The following is a 17,540-nucleotide window of genomic DNA, read 5'->3' on the forward strand; positions in this document are numbered from 1 at the left end:
CACGTCCGGCGGCAGGCTCAGGGGCGGATGCCGGGCAGGTGCGTGTTGGCGCGGCGGACCTCGGAGGCCAGCGCGGGCACCTCGACGACCTTGCGGCCCGCCGCGGCGATGAGTTCGACACCCTCGGCCTCGACGAAGAGCGAGGGCTCGCGCCAGGCGATGACGACGCGCGGGATGGACGTTTCGAGGATCAGCTGTGTGCAGCTCTTCGGGTGCGAAGCGCGGGAGCTGCACGGTTCGAGCGAGCTGTACATGGTCGCGGTGGCCAGGCGCGGGTCGTCCGCGCGGAGCTTGGCCAGGGCGGCTTCCTCGGCGTGGTTGTGCGGCTCGCCCTCGCCGGAGTGGCCGGTGGCGAGCACGGTGCCGTCGGGCGCGGCGATGACGGCGCCGACGCGGAACGTCGAGCTGGGCGGGCATTCGTCCGCCAGCGCGATCGCCTGGCGCAGCCGCAGGACGTCGATCGGCGTGGGTTCGGCCGCTGCGCGGTAGTTGAGGACGGCGACGTTGCCGAGCTGGCGCAGTCCGGCCAGCTCCAGCGGGCGCGGGAACGCGCCGGGGCCGAGGAAGCGCGGCGCGCGCGGGTCGCCGACCACCAGGGGCGCGATGGCGAGGCGCAGCTCATCGGCGAGGCCGGCTTCGAGGAACTGCGTGTGGACGGCGCCACCGCCCTCGACGAGGAGCCGGCGGACGCCGCGTTCGCCGAGGTCGTCGAGGATGCGCTCGAGCCGGGGCGGGGTGCCGGCGTCGATGATCGTCGCCACGTCGCGCAGGCCGTCGACCGCAACCGGCGGCGCATAGACGAGCTTCGGTGCTTCGCCGACCGTGAAGAAGCGCGATGCCGGATCCAGCTTGCCGCTGCTCGTCACGGTCACCTTGATCGGCTGCTCGGGCCGCCCCGCCGCGACGCGCTCGCGGCGCAGGTCCGCCGAACGCACGAGCAGCCGCGGGTTGTCCGCGCGCACCGTGTTGGCGCCGACGAGGATCGCGTCGGCCTCGGCGCGCAGGCGGTCGACCTCGGCGAAATCGTCCTCATTGGACAGGATCAGCCGGGTGGTGCTCGCGTCGTCGAGATAGCCGTCCAGCGACTGGGCGGCCGACAACACGACGTGGGGACGGCTGGTCATGCGGGTTGGACCGCGTACTGGCGCACGTACAGGTCGGTGTAGGTCACCGGCCCACGCGGCCCCGGCACGCGGTCGAGGTTGATCCCGGTCTCGGGCACGGCGAGCAGCTTGAAGCCGTCGAGCAGCCGCGTCGGTGCGTTCCAGAAGACGCCCGTGCCGGTGTAGCCGTCGAAGAACGCGCCGGCCGCCGCCTCGTCCTCGGTGGCGATGCCCGCCGCGAGGCCCGACGTCCGTTCGTTCGCGATCTCCACGGCCTCGTCGAGCCCGTTCACGCGCTCGACCGTGACGGTCGCCTCGCGGTCGGAGTCCAGCGCCCACTCGTAGCCGATGGCGTGCTCGTGCGGCGCCAGCGACGGCGTCACCCCGCGCTCCGCCAGCGCGGCGGTGATCGACGGCCACACGGCGTCGTGCACGTCGTCGTGGATGAGCAGCAGGTTGAGCCGGTTGCACACGCCGAGCCGGTCGAGGCTCGCGGACACGAGGTCGCGCACCTTCGCCGCGTCGGCCGCTGCGTCGACGTACAGCACGCCGCCGCCGTCCGCGTGCGCCAGCGTGCGCACGCCGTGCACGGCCGCCTCGGTGGCCAGCGCGCGCGTGCTGTCGCCGCTGCCGCGCAGGATCACCAGCGGCACCAGCCCGGGCAGGCGCACCAGCGCCGACGCGGCCTCCCGCTCGACGCGCGGCACCAGCTGCACCACGTCCGGGTCGATCCCGGCCTCGGCCAGCGCCGGCGCGATCACCGTGTCGCGCAGCCGCTGGGCCGACCCCAGGGCGGCCGACCCGGTGCGCAGCACCCCGGCGTTGCGCGACTTCACCAGCTGCGAGGCGACGTCGACGGTCACGTTCGGCCGCGCCTCGTAGTTCGCGCCGATGACACCCACGGGCCGGCGCCGCTCGATCAGCCGCAGTCCACCGTCCAATGTGGACACCTCGACGGACCGCTCCTGGTGCGGCGCGCCGGCCAGCAGCCGCAGCTGCTCGGCCATGCCGTCGAGGCGCTCGGGCGTGATGGTGAGCCGGTCGAGCAGGCCCGCGCTCATCCCGTCCTCGCGCGCCTTGGCGACGTCGGCCCGGTTGGCGTCGAGCACCTCCTCGCGGTGCGTCTGCAGGCGCTCGGCCATGCCCCGCAGCGCCGCGTCCACGGCCTCCTCGGTGGCCCTGGCCAGCGACGGCGCGGCCAGCTTCGCCGCTCGCGCGCACTCCTCGACGGCCTTCGCGACCTCGTCCATCGTCGTCTCCCTCCGCGCGTTCGGCAGAGGACCAGTTTGCCGCACCGCCCACATCGGGGGACGGCGGGCTCACCCCTCGGGACGCCCGTCACACGCCCGCGGCCCATCCCCGGGTCGTTCAGGCGACGACCGGCTCCAGCAGCCACAGCGCACCGGCCAGCAGGCAGCTCACCGTGAGCACCACGAACACCAGCACCCACAGCACCGCCGGCACCGCGGTCAGGCGACTCAGCTGGTCGGCGTCCGAGTCGCGCGCCTGCCCACGGTGCCGCTTGACCTGCAGCTCCACCACCGGCCGGACGCCCCCGAACAACAGGAACCACGTCAGCAGATACGCGAACGGCGCCTGCACCACCGGCGGCGCGACCAGCGCCACCAGCCCCAGCACGACCGCGCTCGCGACCACGGTGAACACGCCGTACGCGTTGCGCACCATGATCAGCACGCCCAGCAGCAGCAACGCCACCAGCACCAGCACGGCCGTGATCAGGTCCTGCCCGACCAGGCTCGCGAACACCAGCCCGAGCACCGACGGCGCGACGTAGCCCGCCAGCGCCGTGAACGCCATGCCCGGCCCCTCCGGCTTCCCGCGCGACACCGTGACGCCCGAGGTGTCCGAGTGCAGCTTGATCGACCGCAACCGCCGCCCGACCAGCACCGCCGCCAGCGCATGCCCCGCCTCGTGCACGATGGTCACCACGTTGCGCGCAAACCGCCACGGCGTACCACCCACCAGCACCACCATCAACGCGACGCCCCCGGTGACCAACGTGATCGCCGCCGGCGTGTTCGCCTGCGTCAGCGCCGCCTCGACCGCCCCGGGCGCGTCGGCCGCACGCCCCCACCCACCAGCCACACCTTGACTGGCGACCACGGACGAGACGTCGAACACACGCGAAATCACGCGCACACCTCACCACAGGCGGCATCTGGCCACTGTTAGTGCCCGCTGCGGGACGGGGTGGCTGGGGTCGGTATGGGCGGGGTCAGTTCATGGGTTCTCCCTTCTTGGCCTTCGGTATCTGTTGCATCGCGTGCGGCGCTGTCGGCCGCTGTTGACCACCTCCTTCAGTCGCCCGCCCACTGCTCGGGCGAGAACTGACCGGGCTTGTGGCACCGGTTGCGCCGTCCACCACCGACCGCAGCCGGCCCGGCACCGGTCCCGACCCACGCTTTGCCCGCAGAGCACGCCCCTGGGCACTGCTGTGCCCGCACGCTTCCTCGTCACCCAGCACAGGGCCGCGCCGCTGGACCGCAACCAGCTGAACGCACCCGCGACCTCCCTCCCGAACCCAGTCACCACCTCCATCTCGAATGCAGTCCGCAGCGCCCCAGCAGGCAACCGTGAGCAGCGGTCCACTCCCGCCCCCTGACCGAAAGCGACTGCGACAAGACCGAACGCGCCGGCGCAGGGGCCAGGAAGCCCCCTCGCACCAGGCCGCACAGCCGCCGAGGATCGCCCGCCCGAGCCATCCCACCGATCGCCCTCCGCCGAGCAGCACAGCACCACCACGGCCGGGCGCCGTTCCTCGGCCGATCCCGGCTGCCCCACGGGCACGTCGGCACAGCCGCCAGAGCGGCACTTCCGCACGAGCCGCAGCCTTCGGACACGCGCGTCCGGGCGTCGCACACCAGCCGAGGCAGTCTCGACATCCAGTCGCACGTCGTCGCAGCACCATCGCGGCCAGCCGTCGCGCGGCAGTCACCTCGGCTAAAGGCGGCACAGCCGCCAGGGTGGCACGCTCGGCGAGCCCGGTCTCCAGGCGCGCGGCCAGGCGTCGCCGCTCAGACAGACCAGCCTCGACGTTCAGGTGCACGGCTCCACCGCACCAGCGCGGCTTGACGTCGGTCGTTACCCAAGCCGGCTGTCACCTCCTTCCCGGGCGCGACAGCCGCGGGCGCGCCGGCGCGTCCACGCGGGCGACTCGTGAGCCGCAACTGCCGGGCTAGCGGCGCAGCGGACGGCATCACTGTGCGGCCGAGCCGGTCACCACCTCCTCAGCCAAGGAAGCCGCGTCAGGGTCGGGAGGGACGGCATCGAGCGTGGCGCGGAACAGCAGGGCGATCCAGCTGCGGTAAGGGCGCCAGTCATCGGCCAGGGGAATCAGCTGGGAGACGGGGGTGGTCGCGGGGAGCGAGTACGCATCGCGCATGGATGCGTGCAGGCGGGCGTCCGCGCGGGGGAAGAGGTCGGGGTGGCCGGCGCCGCGCAGGAGGATTTGTTCGGCGGAGAAAGCGCCGATGCCGGGGATGGTGCGGAGGTGCGCCAGGGCGTCGGGAACGGGGAGGGCGCGGAGTTCGGCCGGGTCGAGGCGGCCGTCGGCGGTGGCCTGGGCGACGGAGCGGAGGCGGGCGACGCGGAAGTCGGCCAGGCCGTCTTCCGAAGCCAGTTCCGCCAGAACCGCCGGCGCCGGGAACGAGACCACTTGGTACTCACCGACGTCGATGATGGCGCCGTGGCGTTCGGCGAGGCGGCGGCGGCGCCTCATGGCCGTGGTGAAGCGCATGCCCTGGGAGAGCACCGACCAGCAGGCGGCTTCGTAAGGCGAGGAGAGCAACACAGGGCGCAAACCCGGATGCTCGGCGCGCAAACCGGCGGCTACGCAAGTCGATGTCGGGCAGACCCGAGGCGTCGACGTCGAGCGACAGCATGCGGCTCACCTGCCCCATCACGCGCGCGGCCAGGTCGACCGGCGCGGAGACCTCGACTTCCACCGTGCCGGGCGATCTCTGGCGGATGGCGGCGCCGGCGTGGGTCCACACGCCGTCCACGGGGAAGGCCAGCCGCAGCACGCCCGACTCCGAGGCGGCGTCGGGCCGGCCGGCCGGGCCGAACCCGGCCAGGTAGCGGCTCGCGGCGGACAGGTCGAACGGTCCGCGCACGGCGATCTCGCCGGTCGGCACGTCGATGGGCAGCAGGATCGGTGCGGTCATCGGGATGTCCCTCCTCTGCGGACTCCGGGGGTCGGAGAACCGTGGAAGCGACGTTAGGAAGGGGGGCCGACAATTCGGGCACTCGAACGCCTGATCGGCGAGATCTTCACTCGATCGTGGACAACCAGGCTTTGGCATACTGCCGGTATCCCACCGAGAGGGGAGAAAAACCGGTGGTCGAGCACCCGAAAGCCCAGGACCGTCTCGCCGAGCTGCTCACCACGCCGGCCAAGCCCACGGACGCCGGCTACCTCGACGTCCTCGGCGACGCACCGCAAGCCGGGCCCACCACCGGAATCACCCAGCGCGTGATGCGCACGACGCTGCTCCCCCAGGTCTACGAACGCTTCTGGCGCCCCGCGTTCGGCCGCCTGTTCAAAGGCCCGTTTGGCCCCAGCATGGCCGGCGAGGTCCGCCTCGCCGCGGAACTCCTCGCGCTCGAACCGGGCGAGATCGTGCTCGACGTCGCCTGCGGCACCGGCCGGTTCACCCGCGCTTTCGGTGCGGCAACGGGAAACCACGGCCTCGCCATCGGCCTCGACGGCGCACCCTCGATGCTCGCCCGCGCCGTAGCCGAGACAGACGAGAGCCACGAAGACGGGGTCGCCTACCTCCGCGCCGGCGCCGTCGAACCGCCCTTCCCACCCTCCACAGTGGACGCCATCTGCTGCTTCGCCGCCCTGCACATGTTCGCCGAGCCCGAACGCGCCCTCGACTCGTTCGCGCGGATCCTGCGTCCCGGTGGTCGCGTCGTGCTGTTGACGAGCGCGCGGCGAGACTGGCAACCCGCGCGAGTCGTCGACACGGCGGGCGGAATCCTCAGCGGACAGCGGATGTTCGACCGCGGCGAGATCGCGGCCGCCTTGCGCGCGCGGGGTTTCCGCATCGTCGCCGAGCGGTTCGCGGGCGTCACCCAGATCGTCTCCGGCGAGCTGCCCGGGGCGAACTGATCCACTTTGTCGGTGCCCGGGGATAGCATCCCCGCATGACCGACGCCGCTCCCGTCCCACCCGACGACTCCCACCTGCGCGCACTGATCGAAGCCACGGCCGAAGCCGTCGCGGCCGCCGAGCCCCTCGGCTCCGCCCACACCGGAGCCGAGTCCGGCGTGCGCGCGGCCGTGGAACGAGAAGTGCGGGCCCACGCCGACGAACTCGTTGCGCTGAGCCAAGACCTGCACGCCCACCCGGAAGAGGGCTTCACCGAGCACCGCTCCGTCGGCGCGCTGGCGGAGCTCCTGCGCACCCACGGCCACGAGGTCACGGTGGGCCTCGGCGGCCTCGACACGGCGCTGCGCGCGAGCACGCCGGACAACGGCGGGCCGCACATCGCCGTGCTGTCGGAGTACGACGCGCTGCCCGGGCTCGGCCACGCGTGCGGGCACAACGTCATCTGCACCGCCGGCGCCGGCGGGTTCCTGGGTGCCGCGGCCGTCGCCGAGCAGATCGGCGGGCGCGTGTCCCTGATCGGCACGCCCGCGGAGGAAGGCGGTGGCGGCAAGGAGACGCTCGCGCGCGCCGGGGTGTTCGACGACGTCGACGCCGTGATCATGCTCCACCCGTTCAGCCACGACATCGCGCTGCACCCGTTCCTCGGCCGGCGGCAGCTGGAGATGGTGTTCCACGGCGTCGGGGCCCACGCGTCGGCGCAGCCGTTCATGGGGCGCAACGCACTCGACGCGGCGGTGGCGGCCTACCAGGGCGTGTCGATGCTGCGTCAGCAACTGCCCTCCACCGACCGCGTGCACGGTGTCTTCACCGACGGCGGCGCCCGGCCCAATGTGATCCCCGAACGCGCCGCGCTCCTGTTCTACCTCCGCTCGGCCGACCCCGAGACGTTGCGCGACCTCGCGAAGCGGATCACCGCGATCGCCCACGGCGCTGCCGAAATGACGGGCTGTGGCGTGGAGCTGACGTGGGATTCGCAGCCGGCGTACCTGCCGATCCGCTTCAACACCACACTCGCCGGGCGGTGGTCGGTGAACCAGGCCGACACCGGCCGCAAACCGCTGCCGCCGGGCATCGTGCCGGAGTTCCTCACCGGGTCCACGGACCTGGGCAACTTGTCGTACCGGATGCCCGCGCTGCATCCGATGATCGCCGTCTCCGGACCGACGGTTGCCTTGCACACCAAGGAGTTCGCCGAAGCCGCCGGGTCGCCCTCGGGCGACAAGGCCGTGGTCGACGGCGCGCTCGGCCTCGCCCTCACCGCCGCCGACTACCTCGCCGACGCGACGCTGCGCCAAGCCGTGCACGACGAGTTCGAGGCCTCGGGAGGTGCCCTCGACGTCCCGAAATTCTTCGACTGAAAACCGCCCGCCCAGGCTGAGGAACGCCTGAGGATTCTCAGCTGATTCTTCTCAGCAAAGCCGAAGGGATTTCCACAGGGTTCTCACAACCACGGCCGCGAACCTGGTGTCATGACCGAGAACGCGAGTCGGCCCGGCCCCGCCTCACCCGGTGGGCACCAGCCGCACCAGACCCACCCGAACGCTGCTCAGCAGAACGCCCAGCAGCACACCCAGCCGCAGTACGGCCCGTACGCCCAGTACGGGCAGTACGGCCACCAGCAGGCCGCGCCGAACCCGCTCTTCACGCAGCAGCCGCAGGCTCAGCACGCGACGCAGCCGAAGCGACGGGGCGGCAAGCTGGCCGCCGTCGTCGGCGCGACCGCGCTCGCCGCGGCGCTCGTCGGCGGTGGCGCCGGCGCGGCGATCGTCGGGCTGACCACCACGTCGGTGGCCTCGCCCGCGTCGTCCTCCGCGGTCGCCAGGCAGACGGTCAGCAACACGACTTCCACCGGCGACGTCAGCACGGTCGCGGCGAAGGTGCTGCCGAGCGTCGTGCAGGTCAACGTCGACACCGGCCAGGGCGAAGCCATCGGCTCGGGCGTCATCCTGACCTCCGACGGCCGGATCCTCACCAACGCCCACGTGGTCGACGGCGCGGTCGGCGACGTCACGATCACGACGTCCGACGGCAAGAAGTACCAGGCCAGCGTGGTCGGCGCCGACACCAAGGGCGACATCGCGGTGCTCCAGGCCAAGGGCGCCAGCGGCCTCACCGCCGCCACCCTCGGCGACTCGAGCAAGCTCGCGGTCGGCCAGGAAGTGATCGCCATCGGCTCGCCGGGCGGGCTGCAGAACACCGTGACCACCGGCATCGTCAGCGCGCTGAACCGGCCGCTGTCCGACGTCGGCGGGGGCGAGCAGCAACAGCAGTCGCCGTTCAGCCGCACATCGAACCAGGCCGACAACGGCCCCAGCTACACCGCGATCCAGACCGACGCCTCGATCAACCAGGGCAACTCCGGCGGCGCGCTCGTCGACGCCCAGGGCCAGGTCATCGGCATCAACTCGGCCCTCTACAGCCCGTCGGCGGCAGGAGGCTCCGCGGGCAGCGTCGGGATCGGCTTCGCGATCCCGGTCAACGACGCCAAGACGATCGTGAACCAGATCGTCAACGGCTGACGCGGTCGCGGACGGACCGCGGTCGGGGCGGCCCGTCCGACTTTCCTCGCTCGAATCGGGGTGGCGGGGAAACCACGGTGAAAGCCGCTCTCCCAGGGTTTCGGGGCCCTGAGAGAGCGGCTTTCACGCTGCCGGGAGCTCGTAGGTCAGCGTGAACGCGTGGTTGCCGGCTTCGTCCTGGGTGATGGCGGCGGAGCCGGAGATACCCGTCAGCTCTCCCGAGCCTGAGCCCGCGAGGATGAGCAGCGACAGGCCGTCGGCACCCGCCGTGTGCCGCAGCACGAACGAACCCTTGCGCCCGTCGACGGACACCGACAGTCGCTCGAAGGCGACGTACGCGCGCGAAGTGGCGTTCGAGGCCGTCAGCATCTCGACGGTGCTGGTGCCCTCCACCGCACCCGTGAACGTCTTGGCGATGGCCACCCGCGCGAACTCGGTGCCGCCCGTCTCGTCCTCGGCCTGCGGCTCCCACTTGTCCAGCTCGAACGTGGCGGTCGCGGTGCTGGTCATGGCTCGTTCCTTCCGATCGGATGCGCTCAGCCTGCCCGCCATACCTGCCAGGGCTTGTCAGGTATTTCTCACCGCCGCCGGTTGCCGAACAGCCCCCGCGTGATCTCCCGCCCCAACGCGGACGCGGCCGAGCGCATGAACGACTTCACCGCCGGGTTGCTCATGGCCTGGGAGATCAGTCCGGGATCCTCGGCGTTCCCCGCCGGAACCGGAGCGGGAGCAGGGGCTGGGGCCTCGGCAGCAGGCGGCTGGGCAGGCGCCGCGACCCGAGCCGCCAGCTTCTCGTAGGCCGACTCCCGGTCGATCGTCTCCGAGTACTTCGCGTTCAGGTCGGACGCCGCGACCGCCGCGGCCACCGCCTCGTCCCCGACCGAGCCCATCTTCGACCGCGGCGCCCGCAGCCGCGTCCACGCGACCGGAGTCGGCGCGCCCCGTTCGGACAGCACCGTGACCACCGCCTCGCCGATCCCGAGCGACGTCAGCGCCGACTCGAGGTCGTAGTGGGGCGTCTTCGGGTACGTCTTCACCGTCCTGGCCAGGGCTTTCTGGTCGTCGGGCGTGAACGCGCGCAGCGCGTGCTGCACCCGCGCGCCCAGCTGCGACAGCACGGCGTTCGGGATGTCGGTGGGCAGCTGCGTGCAGAAGAACACGCCGACGCCCTTCGACCGGATCAGCTTCACCGTCTGCTCGATGCGCTCCAGGAACGCCTTCGACGCGTCGTTGAACAGCAGGTGCGCCTCGTCGAAGAAGAACACGAGCTTCGGCTTGTCGAGATCGCCCTCCTCGGGCAGCTCCTCGAACAGCTCGGCCAGCAGCCACATGAGGAACGTCGAGAACAACGCCGGCTTCGACTGCAGGTTGTCCAGCTCCAGCAGCGTCACCACGCCTTTGCCGTCGGCCTGGCGCATCAGGTCGTGCACGTCCAGCTCGGGCTCGCCGAAGAAGTCCTCGCCGCCCTGGGCTTCCAGATTGGACAGTGCGCGCAGGATCACCCCGGCCGTCGCCGCGGAGACGCCGCCGATGCCCTTGAGGTCGGCTTTGCCCTCGTCGCTGGTCAGGTGCGTGATCACCGACCGCAGGTCCTTCGTGTCGAGCAGAGCCAGCCCGCGCTGGTCGGCCCAGTGGAAGATCAGGCCGAGCGTCGACTCCTGGGTCTCGTTCAGGTCCAGCACCTTGGACAGCAGCACCGGGCCGAAGCTCGTGATCGTGGCCCGGATCGGCGAGCCCTTGCCGCCCGTGCCCAGCGACAGGAATTGCACCGGGCTCGCGGCCGGCGCCCAGTCGTCATCCAGCTCCTGCGCGCGTTTCGTGAGCTTGTCGTTCGCCTGGCCCGCCGCCGACAGGCCCGAAAGGTCGCCCTTCACGTCGGCCAGCACCACCGGCACACCCGCGGCGGAGAGCTGCTCCGAGATCAGCTGCAACGTCTTCGTCTTGCCGGTGCCGGTCGCACCCGCCACCAGACCGTGGCGGTTCAGCGTGGCCAGCGGCAGCCGCACGGCCGCGGCCGCCTCGGTCCGCCCGTCGATCACCACGGCGCCCAGCTCCACCGCGGCGCCCTCGCTCACGTAACCCTGCGCGATCTCCGCCGCAGGCCCCGACCCCTGCTCGGCCACTGGCCGCACCCCGTTCCGAGTCCGAAATCACACTCTTTCACCTGGCTGCCCGAGCGTAACGCGCCGAATGCGCAGGTAACCCGGCTGACATCCCCGTGTCGGGTTAGGGTTGTCCGGGTGACCGACCACCTAGTCTGGATCGACTGCGAGATGACGGGGCTCGACCTCGGCAAAGACGCGTTGATCGAAATAGCCGCCCTCGTGACCGACGCCGACCTCAACGTCCTCGGCGAGGGAGTCGACATCGTCATCCACACCGACGACACCACGCTCGACGGCATGCCGCAGGTGGTCCACGACATGCACGCCAAGTCCGGGCTCACCGAAGAGGTCCGCGCCTCCGCGGTGACGCTCGCCGAAGCCGAGCAGCGCGTGCTCGACTACATCCGCGAGCACGTCCCCGACCCCGGCACGGCCCCCCTGGCGGGCAACTCCATCGCCACCGACCGCGGCTTCATCTCCCGCGACATGCCGGCGCTCGACAGCCACCTGCACTACCGCATGGTCGACGTGTCGTCGGTCAAGGAACTCGTCCGGCGCTGGTACCCGCGGATCTACTACGCGAAGCCGGAGAAGGGCCTCGCCCACCGCGCGCTCGCCGACATCAAGGAATCCATCGGCGAACTCGACTACTACCGCAACGTCGCCTTCGTCCCCCAACCCGGGCCGACCAGCGAACAAGCCAAAGCCGCGGCCGCCGAAGTGCAGGAACGCCACCGAAGCTGACCCGGTGAAAACCCCTCGCGAGGGCACGCTACGATATTCCGCAGCAAGGTGATCGCAACGATCCCTCGCAGATGGTGGGCGTAGCTCAGCTGGTAGAGCACCTGGTTGTGGTCCAGGAGGTCGCGGGTTCGAAACCCGTCGCTCACCCCATCACCCCAGTCTGGTCGGTGACCTTCGGGCACCTTTCCCCGGGCTGGGGTTTCGCCTTTTTTCTGGGGGTCGGACCCCCAGACCCCCGCCAGGGGGCGAGCCCCCTGGACCCCCATCCCGTGTCGTCACCCTAGGTCGTGGGGTATTCGTCGTCCTTTGTGGAGGGTTAGGAGAAGAAGAGGGCGTCGCGGAGGGTGGTGAGGGCGGCGATGACGAGGGCGGTGGTGGGGCGGCGGGAGGGGCGCGGACGGGCGCCGCGGCCCAGGCGGGAGAGCTGTTGCTGGTGCCAGGAAGAGTTGAGGAGGTCGTCCAGGAGCTTCTGGCCGATCTTCGGGGTGGGGGCGGCGCTGCGGGCAGTGGGGGTCGTGAGAAGTCGGTGGGGGAAGGTCGGGTCGTGGGTGATGGGGCGGGCCAGGCCGACGAGGTCGACGGAGCCGGAGGAGACGGCGTCGACCATGGCGGCGTGGGAGCGGAAGCCGCCGGTGAGCATGAGGGGAATCGTGAGCTCGCGGGCGAAGTCTTCGGCGAAGTCGTGGAAGTAGGCCTCGCGGGCGAGCGTTGAGGCGCGTTGAGGGGTGCCGTCGACGACGGCGATGCTTTCGTAGGTGCCGCCGGATACTTCCAGGAAGTCGACCTCTTCCTGTTCGAGGGCCTTGGCGACCGCGAGGGCGTCTTCGGGGGCGAAGCCGCCGCGCTGGAAGTCTGCGGAGTTGAGCTTGACCGAGAGGATGAAGTCCGGAGGCGTGCCGGCGCGGATCGCGCGGACGACCTCCAGCAGAAAGCGCATCCGGTTCTCCGGTGAGCCGCCCCAGCGGTCGTCACGGCGGTTGACGAGCGGGGACAGGAACTGGTTGAGCAAGTAGCCGTGGGCCGCGTGGAGCTGGACGCCGGCGAAGCCCGCTTCGGCGGCAACGTACGCGGCCGTGGCGAAGCGCGCGACGAGTGTGCCGACTTCCACGTCCGACAGCGCCCGCGGCCGGCGGAAGAGCCACTTCCCCAGGTCCAGGGGCACTGCTGAAGGCGCGACGACGTCCTGCCGCCCAGCGAGCTTCAGGCCGCGCATCGACTGCCGGCCGGGGTGCGAGAGCTGCAGGAGCAGTTTGGTGTCGGTGCCCACGGTCGCGGCCGCCCAGCGCCGCAGCTCTGGCAGGTGCCGGAAGTCTTCGATCACGACGTTGCGCTGAGCCTCCAGCGCCGAGCCGTCGACCATGACGTTTCCGCTGATCAGCAGCCCGGCACCCGAGTGCGCGAGCCTTCGGTAGGCCTCCGCGAGCTGCCGCGTCGGCGCGCCCCGCCGGTCGGCCAGGTGCTCACTGGTGGCCGCCTTCGCCAGCCGATTGGCGAGGACGGTGCCATTGGGCAGCGTGAGTGGGGTGGCGAGGATGTTCTCCTGTACGTCGTACATGAGACCAGAGTTACCTGTACGACGTACAGTTGTCAACGGCCACTTAATGACCTCGACGGCCCCCACAACGGCCCCCGATCTGCCAGACTGAACGGGAACGCGCAGCTAGGAGCCCTCCCGCCGCCGCGGCGACCCACCGCGCGCACTTAAGGGGACCCCCCTGAAACGCGGCTTGAACAGCCTGCTAATCTTTTCCACGTCGCCGAGGGAAACCAAAGCGGCGGGCACCACCAAGCGCCATTAGCTCAATTGGCAGAGCAGCTGGCTCTTAACCAGCGGGTTCGGGGTTCGAGTCCCTGATGGCGCACCCTCACTCCCCAGGTTCGGATCACTTCCGGCCTGGGGATTTGTGTTATGTGGAAGAGTTTCTTCCGGTTGTCTACCGTCCACAGTGGTCACCGTGATCGAAGAATTCCTCAGCGAGTCGAGCCCGAACTTCATGTCCAACCCACCATGAGCGCCAGGCTTTCGCGGTGTGGCACGAATCCCGCCGACTGGTTGCGGACGGCCGCACCTTCGGGTCCGCTGCGACTGTCGTTCGAACGCGGATTGCCGGCGACGTCGTCGGCCACCCGATCTCCGTAGCAGCCGACCAGACCGCCGTCGAGAGCAGCCGATACGTCCAGTCAGCCGCAGCCGGCCAGGCCACGCCTGCCAACCGCGCTGAAAGCGACAGGTCCGGCGCCTGCACGCCCGATGTTCGCCCCCACTGGTTCGACGCCCTCGCGCGCGGGATTTCCGGTGTCCCGCACCGGTCATCAACCGGAACGGGAGACGCCCGCGCCGCCATGCTCGCCGACGGCGTCCGCGCGCTCGCAGCCCCCAACCCCGCCTGCGCCCGCGTCGGCCCGAACGGCGCCCTCAGCGCAGACCCCAGCAAGGCACAGAGCTTCTGGCTCACTACACGAGCCGTATCCGACGGCAGCTGCGGCGCCGCGCCTCGAAGCCTCGCCGGAGTCTTCGAGACCAGTCTTGCCTGTGCATTGGCGGCCGGCCAGGCAGCCCGAGGTTCAAGGCTTCTGCGCCGACTGCTCGAGCGCCGCCTGGTGCCGAGAGGCCTTGTCTGCTGCGCTCGGGAGCAGACTTTTCTCGGCGTCGTCGAGGGCGTCCTCGGACAGAGCACCAGCGAACCCGGCGCCGACGCCCGCTTCGTCAGGGTGGCCGGGGCCGGGGAACGTCGTGAACCTTTCCTCATGGGCTTGAGCACTCATGCCACCCACGCGGCCGCGACCGGCGCCGTCCCCACTTTCCTGAGCGGCTCACCCACTGAGCCCGGCACCAACAGAAATTGCCAGCGCCCTTCGCCTCGTTCCACTTGACCATTCGGTCATGAGCGACGGCCACGCCCGGCCGGATCGCCGGGCGCAGTCCCGCCTGCGTTACCCGCAGACAGCGCCCTGGGAGGCCGAGCCGACGAGCCTGGAGTACTTGGCCAGCACGCCGCGTGTGTAGCGGTCGGGCAACGGCGTCCAGCCCGCCCGGCGAGCGGCCAACTCGGCGGCATCCACGCCGAGGTCCAGCATCCCGGTCGCGACGTTGAGGCTGACGGGATCGCCATCGCGGACGAAGGCGATCGGCCCGCCGTCGGCTGCCTCCGGGGCGACATGGCCGACACACAGGCCGGTCGTGCCGCCGGAGAAACGGCCGTCGGTCAGCAGCAGGACGTCCTTGCCGAGCCCCGCACCCTTGATCGCCGCGGTGATGGCGAGCATCTCCCGCATCCCCGGCCCGCCCTTGGGGCCCTCGTAGCGGATCACCACGACGTCGCCCGCGACGATCGTGCCGTCCTCCAGCGCGTCCATCGCGGCGCGTTCGCGATCGAACACCCTGGCCGTGCCGGTGAACACGTCCGAGTCGAAACCGGCGGACTTCACGACCGCGCCCTCCGGCGCCAGGGAACCACGCAGGATCGTGATGCCGCCGGTCGGGTGGATCGGCGAGGCCATCGCGCGCAGCACCGTGCCGTCCGGGTCCGGCGGCGCGATCTCGGCCAGGTTCTCGGCGACCGTACGCCCGGTCACGGTCAGGCAATCGCCGTGCAGAAGACCCGCGTCCAGCAACGCTTTCATCACCACCGGCACGCCGCCGATGCGATCGACATCGGTCATCACATGCCGCCCGAACGGTTTCACGTCGGCCAGGTGCGGCACCCGCGCACCGATCCGCGTGAAATCGTCCAGACTCAGCGGCACCTCCGCCTCGTGCGCGATCGCGAGCAGGTGCAGCACCGCGTTGGTGGAGCCGCCGAACGCCATCACCACGGCGATCGCGTTCTCGAACGCCTCCCGGGTCATGATCCGCCGAGCGGTGATCCCCTTGCGCAGCATCTCGACCACCGCCTGACCCGACCGCCGCGCGAACCCGTCACGCCGCCGGTCCGTCGCCGGCGGAGCCGCACTGCCGGGCAACGACATCCCCAGCGCCTCGGCCGCACTGGCCATCGTGTTCGCCGTGTACATCCCGCCACACGCGCCCTCACCGGGGCAGATAGCGCGCTCGATCAGCCCGACGTCCTCGCGGCTCATCAAGCCCCTGGCGCACGCACCGACGGCCTCGAACGCGTCAATGATCGTGACTTCACGCTCGCCGCCATCCGACAGCGTGACCCGACCAGGCAGAATCGAACCGGCATAGAGGAACACACTGGCCAGGTCAAGCCGGGCAGCCGCCATCAGCATTCCCGGCAACGACTTGTCACACCCGGCCAGCAGCACCGAGCCGTCCAACCGCTCGGCCTGCATCACCGTCTCCACACTGTCCGCGATCACCTCACGCGACACCAGCGAGAAATGCATGCCCTCATGGCCCATCGAGATACCGTCGGACACCGAAATCGTGCCGAACTCCAACGGGTAGCCACCCGCCGCATGCACACCGTCCTTGCTCGCCTTCGCCAACCGATCCAGCGACAGGTTGCACGGCGTGATCTCGTTCCACGAAGAAGCGACACCGATCTGCGGCTTCACCCAGTCGTCGTCACCCATCCCCACAGCCCGCAGCATCCCGCGCGCAGCGGTACGCTCCAAACCGTCCGTGACGTCGCGACTGCGCGGCTTGATGTCCGGAGTCTCGTCCATGAACGGACCGGAGTCCAAACGATTCTGGTGCACCTTGTTCCTCCACGGTTTTTCGACGACCAAATTCGACTATCGTAACTTGGCAGCACCCGGTACAAAAGCAGAAATTTTCCCAGGGATAACTTGGGCAAGTCGTTCAGAAAATCAGTCATATCACGGTAATCGTTTCGGGGCAGAATGCGAGCCAAGGTCGTCCAGGATGTCACGAGCTTTCGCCGAAGTGATCTCAACGCTCGCGTGCTCGGCGAATTCAAGCGGCGTGAGGTCAACAACGACCTCAGCCTCCGCGTTGAGGAAGTAGCTTCCCGGGAAGGTTTCCATGCCCGCGAGGTCGTTCGGCAAGGCGATCTGAACGACCGTGGAGCCGCCGACCTCCGTCACCCATCACGGACACCAGGGCTCGCCACCTGGCCGGGGCATAGCTAGGCGACTACTGCGGTCTAGGCACACCCGCCTCGAGCACCGCAAGGTCGCGCACTGCGTAACGGTGGTGCTCGCCTTCTTCTTTCAGCACTACCTTGAGACAGCGGCGCACGACGTACTCCGTGTCGGGATACGGGTCCGCCGGCTTGCGACCGCACACCCGGTCGAGCTCGGCCGGAGTGAGCCCCTCGACGACACGCCGCATCACGGCCATGCGGGCCAGCCGCGGCGCGAGCACCTCGTCGAGCGATGGGGTGGCGTCAAGGTCCAGGCCCAGCTTCGCCGCCGCGTCGGGCGGCATCCCCCCGGCGGGCAGGCCCCACGGGTGGTAGGGCGCTTCCTCCTCGAGCACGGCGTTGCCGAGCCACGCATCGCACGCGAACAGCAGATGCCGTTGCGTCTCGACAAACGACCACTCGCCCGCGACCCGCTCGTGCAGTCTGGCCTCGGGCAACAGCCTCGCCTGGTCAAGCGTCGCGCCCCACAGGGCCTCGATCGCGTCCCACGCAGCCCCGTAGTCCTCGGGGGATGCCGCATCCCGCGCCAGCACCCGTACGGGGTGCCGGCGGTCGAGTTCGGCCTCGACGTAGGCGGTCACGTCGACATCGTTGACGACCAGGCGCTCGAAGTCACCACCGAGATAGACGTCCCTGCCGTAGCAGTCGACGATCTTCAGGCCATTCACCTCGCAATCGCGGATCTCGAGGCCGGCGAGATTGCACAGGTGGATACGAGCACCACGGAATTGGTCGCTCTCGGCGTACTCGGAAACCATCGAAGCAGTCTCGCCCACCCGCCCCGCCCCCGCCACACTCGGCAGCGGCCTGGCCATCGACTCGATACGCGCGAGGCGGGGCCACCGTGAGTCCGCGGCAGGGCG

16 protein-coding genes and 2 tRNA genes are annotated in these 17,540 nt (G+C 70.4%); 7 read left to right on the forward strand and 11 right to left on the reverse strand.

Annotation, left to right across the window (positions count from 1 at the left end; genetic code table 11):
* Window positions 1–17: 17 nt before the first annotated feature.
* The 5 genes from ACQPXB_RS37180 to ACQPXB_RS37200 all read right to left on the reverse strand — a co-directional run bounded on the left by ACQPXB_RS37180 (window position 18) and on the right by ACQPXB_RS37200 (window position 5,287).
* Window positions 18–1,124 (reverse strand): dihydrofolate reductase family protein, encoded by a 1,107-nt coding sequence (locus ACQPXB_RS37180; protein ID WP_432846206.1) that lies wholly within the window; start codon window positions 1,122–1,124, stop codon window positions 18–20.
* Window positions 1,121–2,353: an aldehyde dehydrogenase family protein gene (locus ACQPXB_RS37185; RefSeq protein ID WP_432846208.1), complete on the reverse strand. Its 1,233-nt coding sequence runs from the start codon at window positions 2,351–2,353 to the stop codon at window positions 1,121–1,123. The genes ACQPXB_RS37180 and ACQPXB_RS37185 overlap by 4 nt, the downstream gene beginning before the upstream one ends.
* Before the next feature lie 118 nt (window positions 2,354–2,471).
* A complete protein-coding gene (locus ACQPXB_RS37190) occupies window positions 2,472–3,155 on the reverse strand; it encodes a M50 family metallopeptidase (protein WP_432856941.1) in 684 nt (227 codons plus the stop codon).
* 1,165 nt (window positions 3,156–4,320) lie between these two features.
* Entirely contained in the window at window positions 4,321–4,842 is a 522-nt protein-coding gene (locus ACQPXB_RS37195; RefSeq protein WP_432846210.1) for a DNA-3-methyladenine glycosylase family protein, read from the reverse strand.
* Window positions 4,787–5,287, reverse strand: coding sequence for a hypothetical protein (locus tag ACQPXB_RS37200; RefSeq protein WP_432846212.1), 501 nt, complete (start codon window positions 5,285–5,287; stop codon window positions 4,787–4,789). The genes ACQPXB_RS37195 and ACQPXB_RS37200 overlap by 56 nt, the downstream gene beginning before the upstream one ends.
* A 173-nt stretch (window positions 5,288–5,460) precedes the next feature.
* On the opposite strand from ACQPXB_RS37200, the gene ACQPXB_RS37205 reads away from it, so the two are divergent.
* The 3 genes from ACQPXB_RS37205 (at window position 5,461) to ACQPXB_RS37215 (ending at window position 8,756) form a co-directional block, all read left to right on the forward strand.
* The gene (locus ACQPXB_RS37205) at window positions 5,461–6,237 is read left to right on the forward strand and encodes a class I SAM-dependent methyltransferase (RefSeq protein WP_432846214.1); all 777 of its coding nucleotides are present in this window, start codon (window positions 5,461–5,463) and stop codon (window positions 6,235–6,237) included.
* A gap of 35 nt (window positions 6,238–6,272) precedes the next feature.
* Window positions 6,273–7,595, forward strand: coding sequence for a M20 family metallopeptidase (locus ACQPXB_RS37210; protein WP_432846215.1), 1,323 nt, complete (start codon window positions 6,273–6,275; stop codon window positions 7,593–7,595).
* 111 nt (window positions 7,596–7,706) lie between these two features.
* On the forward strand, window positions 7,707–8,756 hold the full coding sequence (locus ACQPXB_RS37215) for a trypsin-like peptidase domain-containing protein (RefSeq protein ID WP_432846217.1): 1,050 nt from the start codon (window positions 7,707–7,709) through the stop codon (window positions 8,754–8,756).
* Window positions 8,757–8,879: 123 nt separating this feature from the next.
* On the opposite strand, the gene ACQPXB_RS37220 is transcribed toward ACQPXB_RS37215, so the two are convergent.
* Together ACQPXB_RS37220 and ACQPXB_RS37225 are read right to left on the reverse strand one after the other, a co-directional pair.
* A complete protein-coding gene (locus ACQPXB_RS37220; RefSeq protein WP_432846219.1) occupies window positions 8,880–9,266 on the reverse strand; it encodes a DUF3224 domain-containing protein in 387 nt (128 codons plus the stop codon).
* Window positions 9,267–9,334: 68 nt separating this feature from the next.
* On the reverse strand, window positions 9,335–10,879 hold the full coding sequence (locus ACQPXB_RS37225) for a helicase HerA-like domain-containing protein (RefSeq protein WP_432846221.1): 1,545 nt from the start codon (window positions 10,877–10,879) through the stop codon (window positions 9,335–9,337).
* 117 nt (window positions 10,880–10,996) lie between these two features.
* Here ACQPXB_RS37225 and orn point away from each other — a divergent pair, with 117 nt between their 5' ends.
* Both orn and ACQPXB_RS37235 read left to right on the forward strand, forming a co-directional pair.
* Window positions 10,997–11,605 carry an oligoribonuclease gene (orn, locus tag ACQPXB_RS37230; RefSeq protein ID WP_285973492.1) on the forward strand — a complete coding sequence of 203 codons (609 nt, stop codon included), beginning with the start codon at window positions 10,997–10,999 and terminating at the stop codon, window positions 11,603–11,605.
* A 74-nt stretch (window positions 11,606–11,679) separates the two neighbouring features.
* A tRNA-His gene (locus ACQPXB_RS37235) sits at window positions 11,680–11,755 on the forward strand.
* 166 nt (window positions 11,756–11,921) lie between these two features.
* Here the strand turns inward: ACQPXB_RS37235 and ACQPXB_RS37240 are convergent.
* Window positions 11,922–13,160 (reverse strand): NADH:flavin oxidoreductase/NADH oxidase family protein, encoded by a 1,239-nt coding sequence (locus ACQPXB_RS37240; protein ID WP_432846224.1) that lies wholly within the window; start codon window positions 13,158–13,160, stop codon window positions 11,922–11,924.
* A 234-nt stretch (window positions 13,161–13,394) separates the two neighbouring features.
* On the opposite strand from ACQPXB_RS37240, the gene ACQPXB_RS37245 reads away from it, so the two are divergent.
* Window positions 13,395–13,467: transfer RNA gene (locus tag ACQPXB_RS37245), tRNA-Lys, on the forward strand.
* A 166-nt stretch (window positions 13,468–13,633) separates the two neighbouring features.
* Window positions 13,634–14,479, forward strand: coding sequence for a hypothetical protein (locus tag ACQPXB_RS37250; protein ID WP_432846226.1), 846 nt, complete (start codon window positions 13,634–13,636; stop codon window positions 14,477–14,479).
* Between the two features lie 60 nt (window positions 14,480–14,539).
* Here the strand turns inward: ACQPXB_RS37250 and ilvD are convergent, their stop codons facing one another.
* The 3 genes from ilvD to ACQPXB_RS37265 form a co-directional block, all read right to left on the reverse strand.
* Window positions 14,540–16,237 carry a dihydroxy-acid dehydratase gene (gene ilvD, locus ACQPXB_RS37255; protein ID WP_386947621.1) on the reverse strand — a complete coding sequence of 566 codons (1,698 nt, stop codon included), beginning with the start codon at window positions 16,235–16,237 and terminating at the stop codon, window positions 14,540–14,542.
* 153 nt (window positions 16,238–16,390) lie between these two features.
* Window positions 16,391–16,618, reverse strand: coding sequence for a hypothetical protein (locus ACQPXB_RS37260; protein ID WP_432846228.1), 228 nt, complete (start codon window positions 16,616–16,618; stop codon window positions 16,391–16,393).
* Between the two features lie 49 nt (window positions 16,619–16,667).
* The gene (locus ACQPXB_RS37265; protein WP_432846230.1) at window positions 16,668–17,435 is read right to left on the reverse strand and encodes a DinB family protein; all 768 of its coding nucleotides are present in this window, start codon (window positions 17,433–17,435) and stop codon (window positions 16,668–16,670) included.
* Between the last annotated feature and the right edge of the window lie 105 nt (window positions 17,436–17,540).

Source organism: Amycolatopsis sp. CA-161197, from assembly GCF_050942255.1.
GTDB lineage: Bacteria > Actinomycetota > Actinomycetes > Mycobacteriales > Pseudonocardiaceae > Amycolatopsis.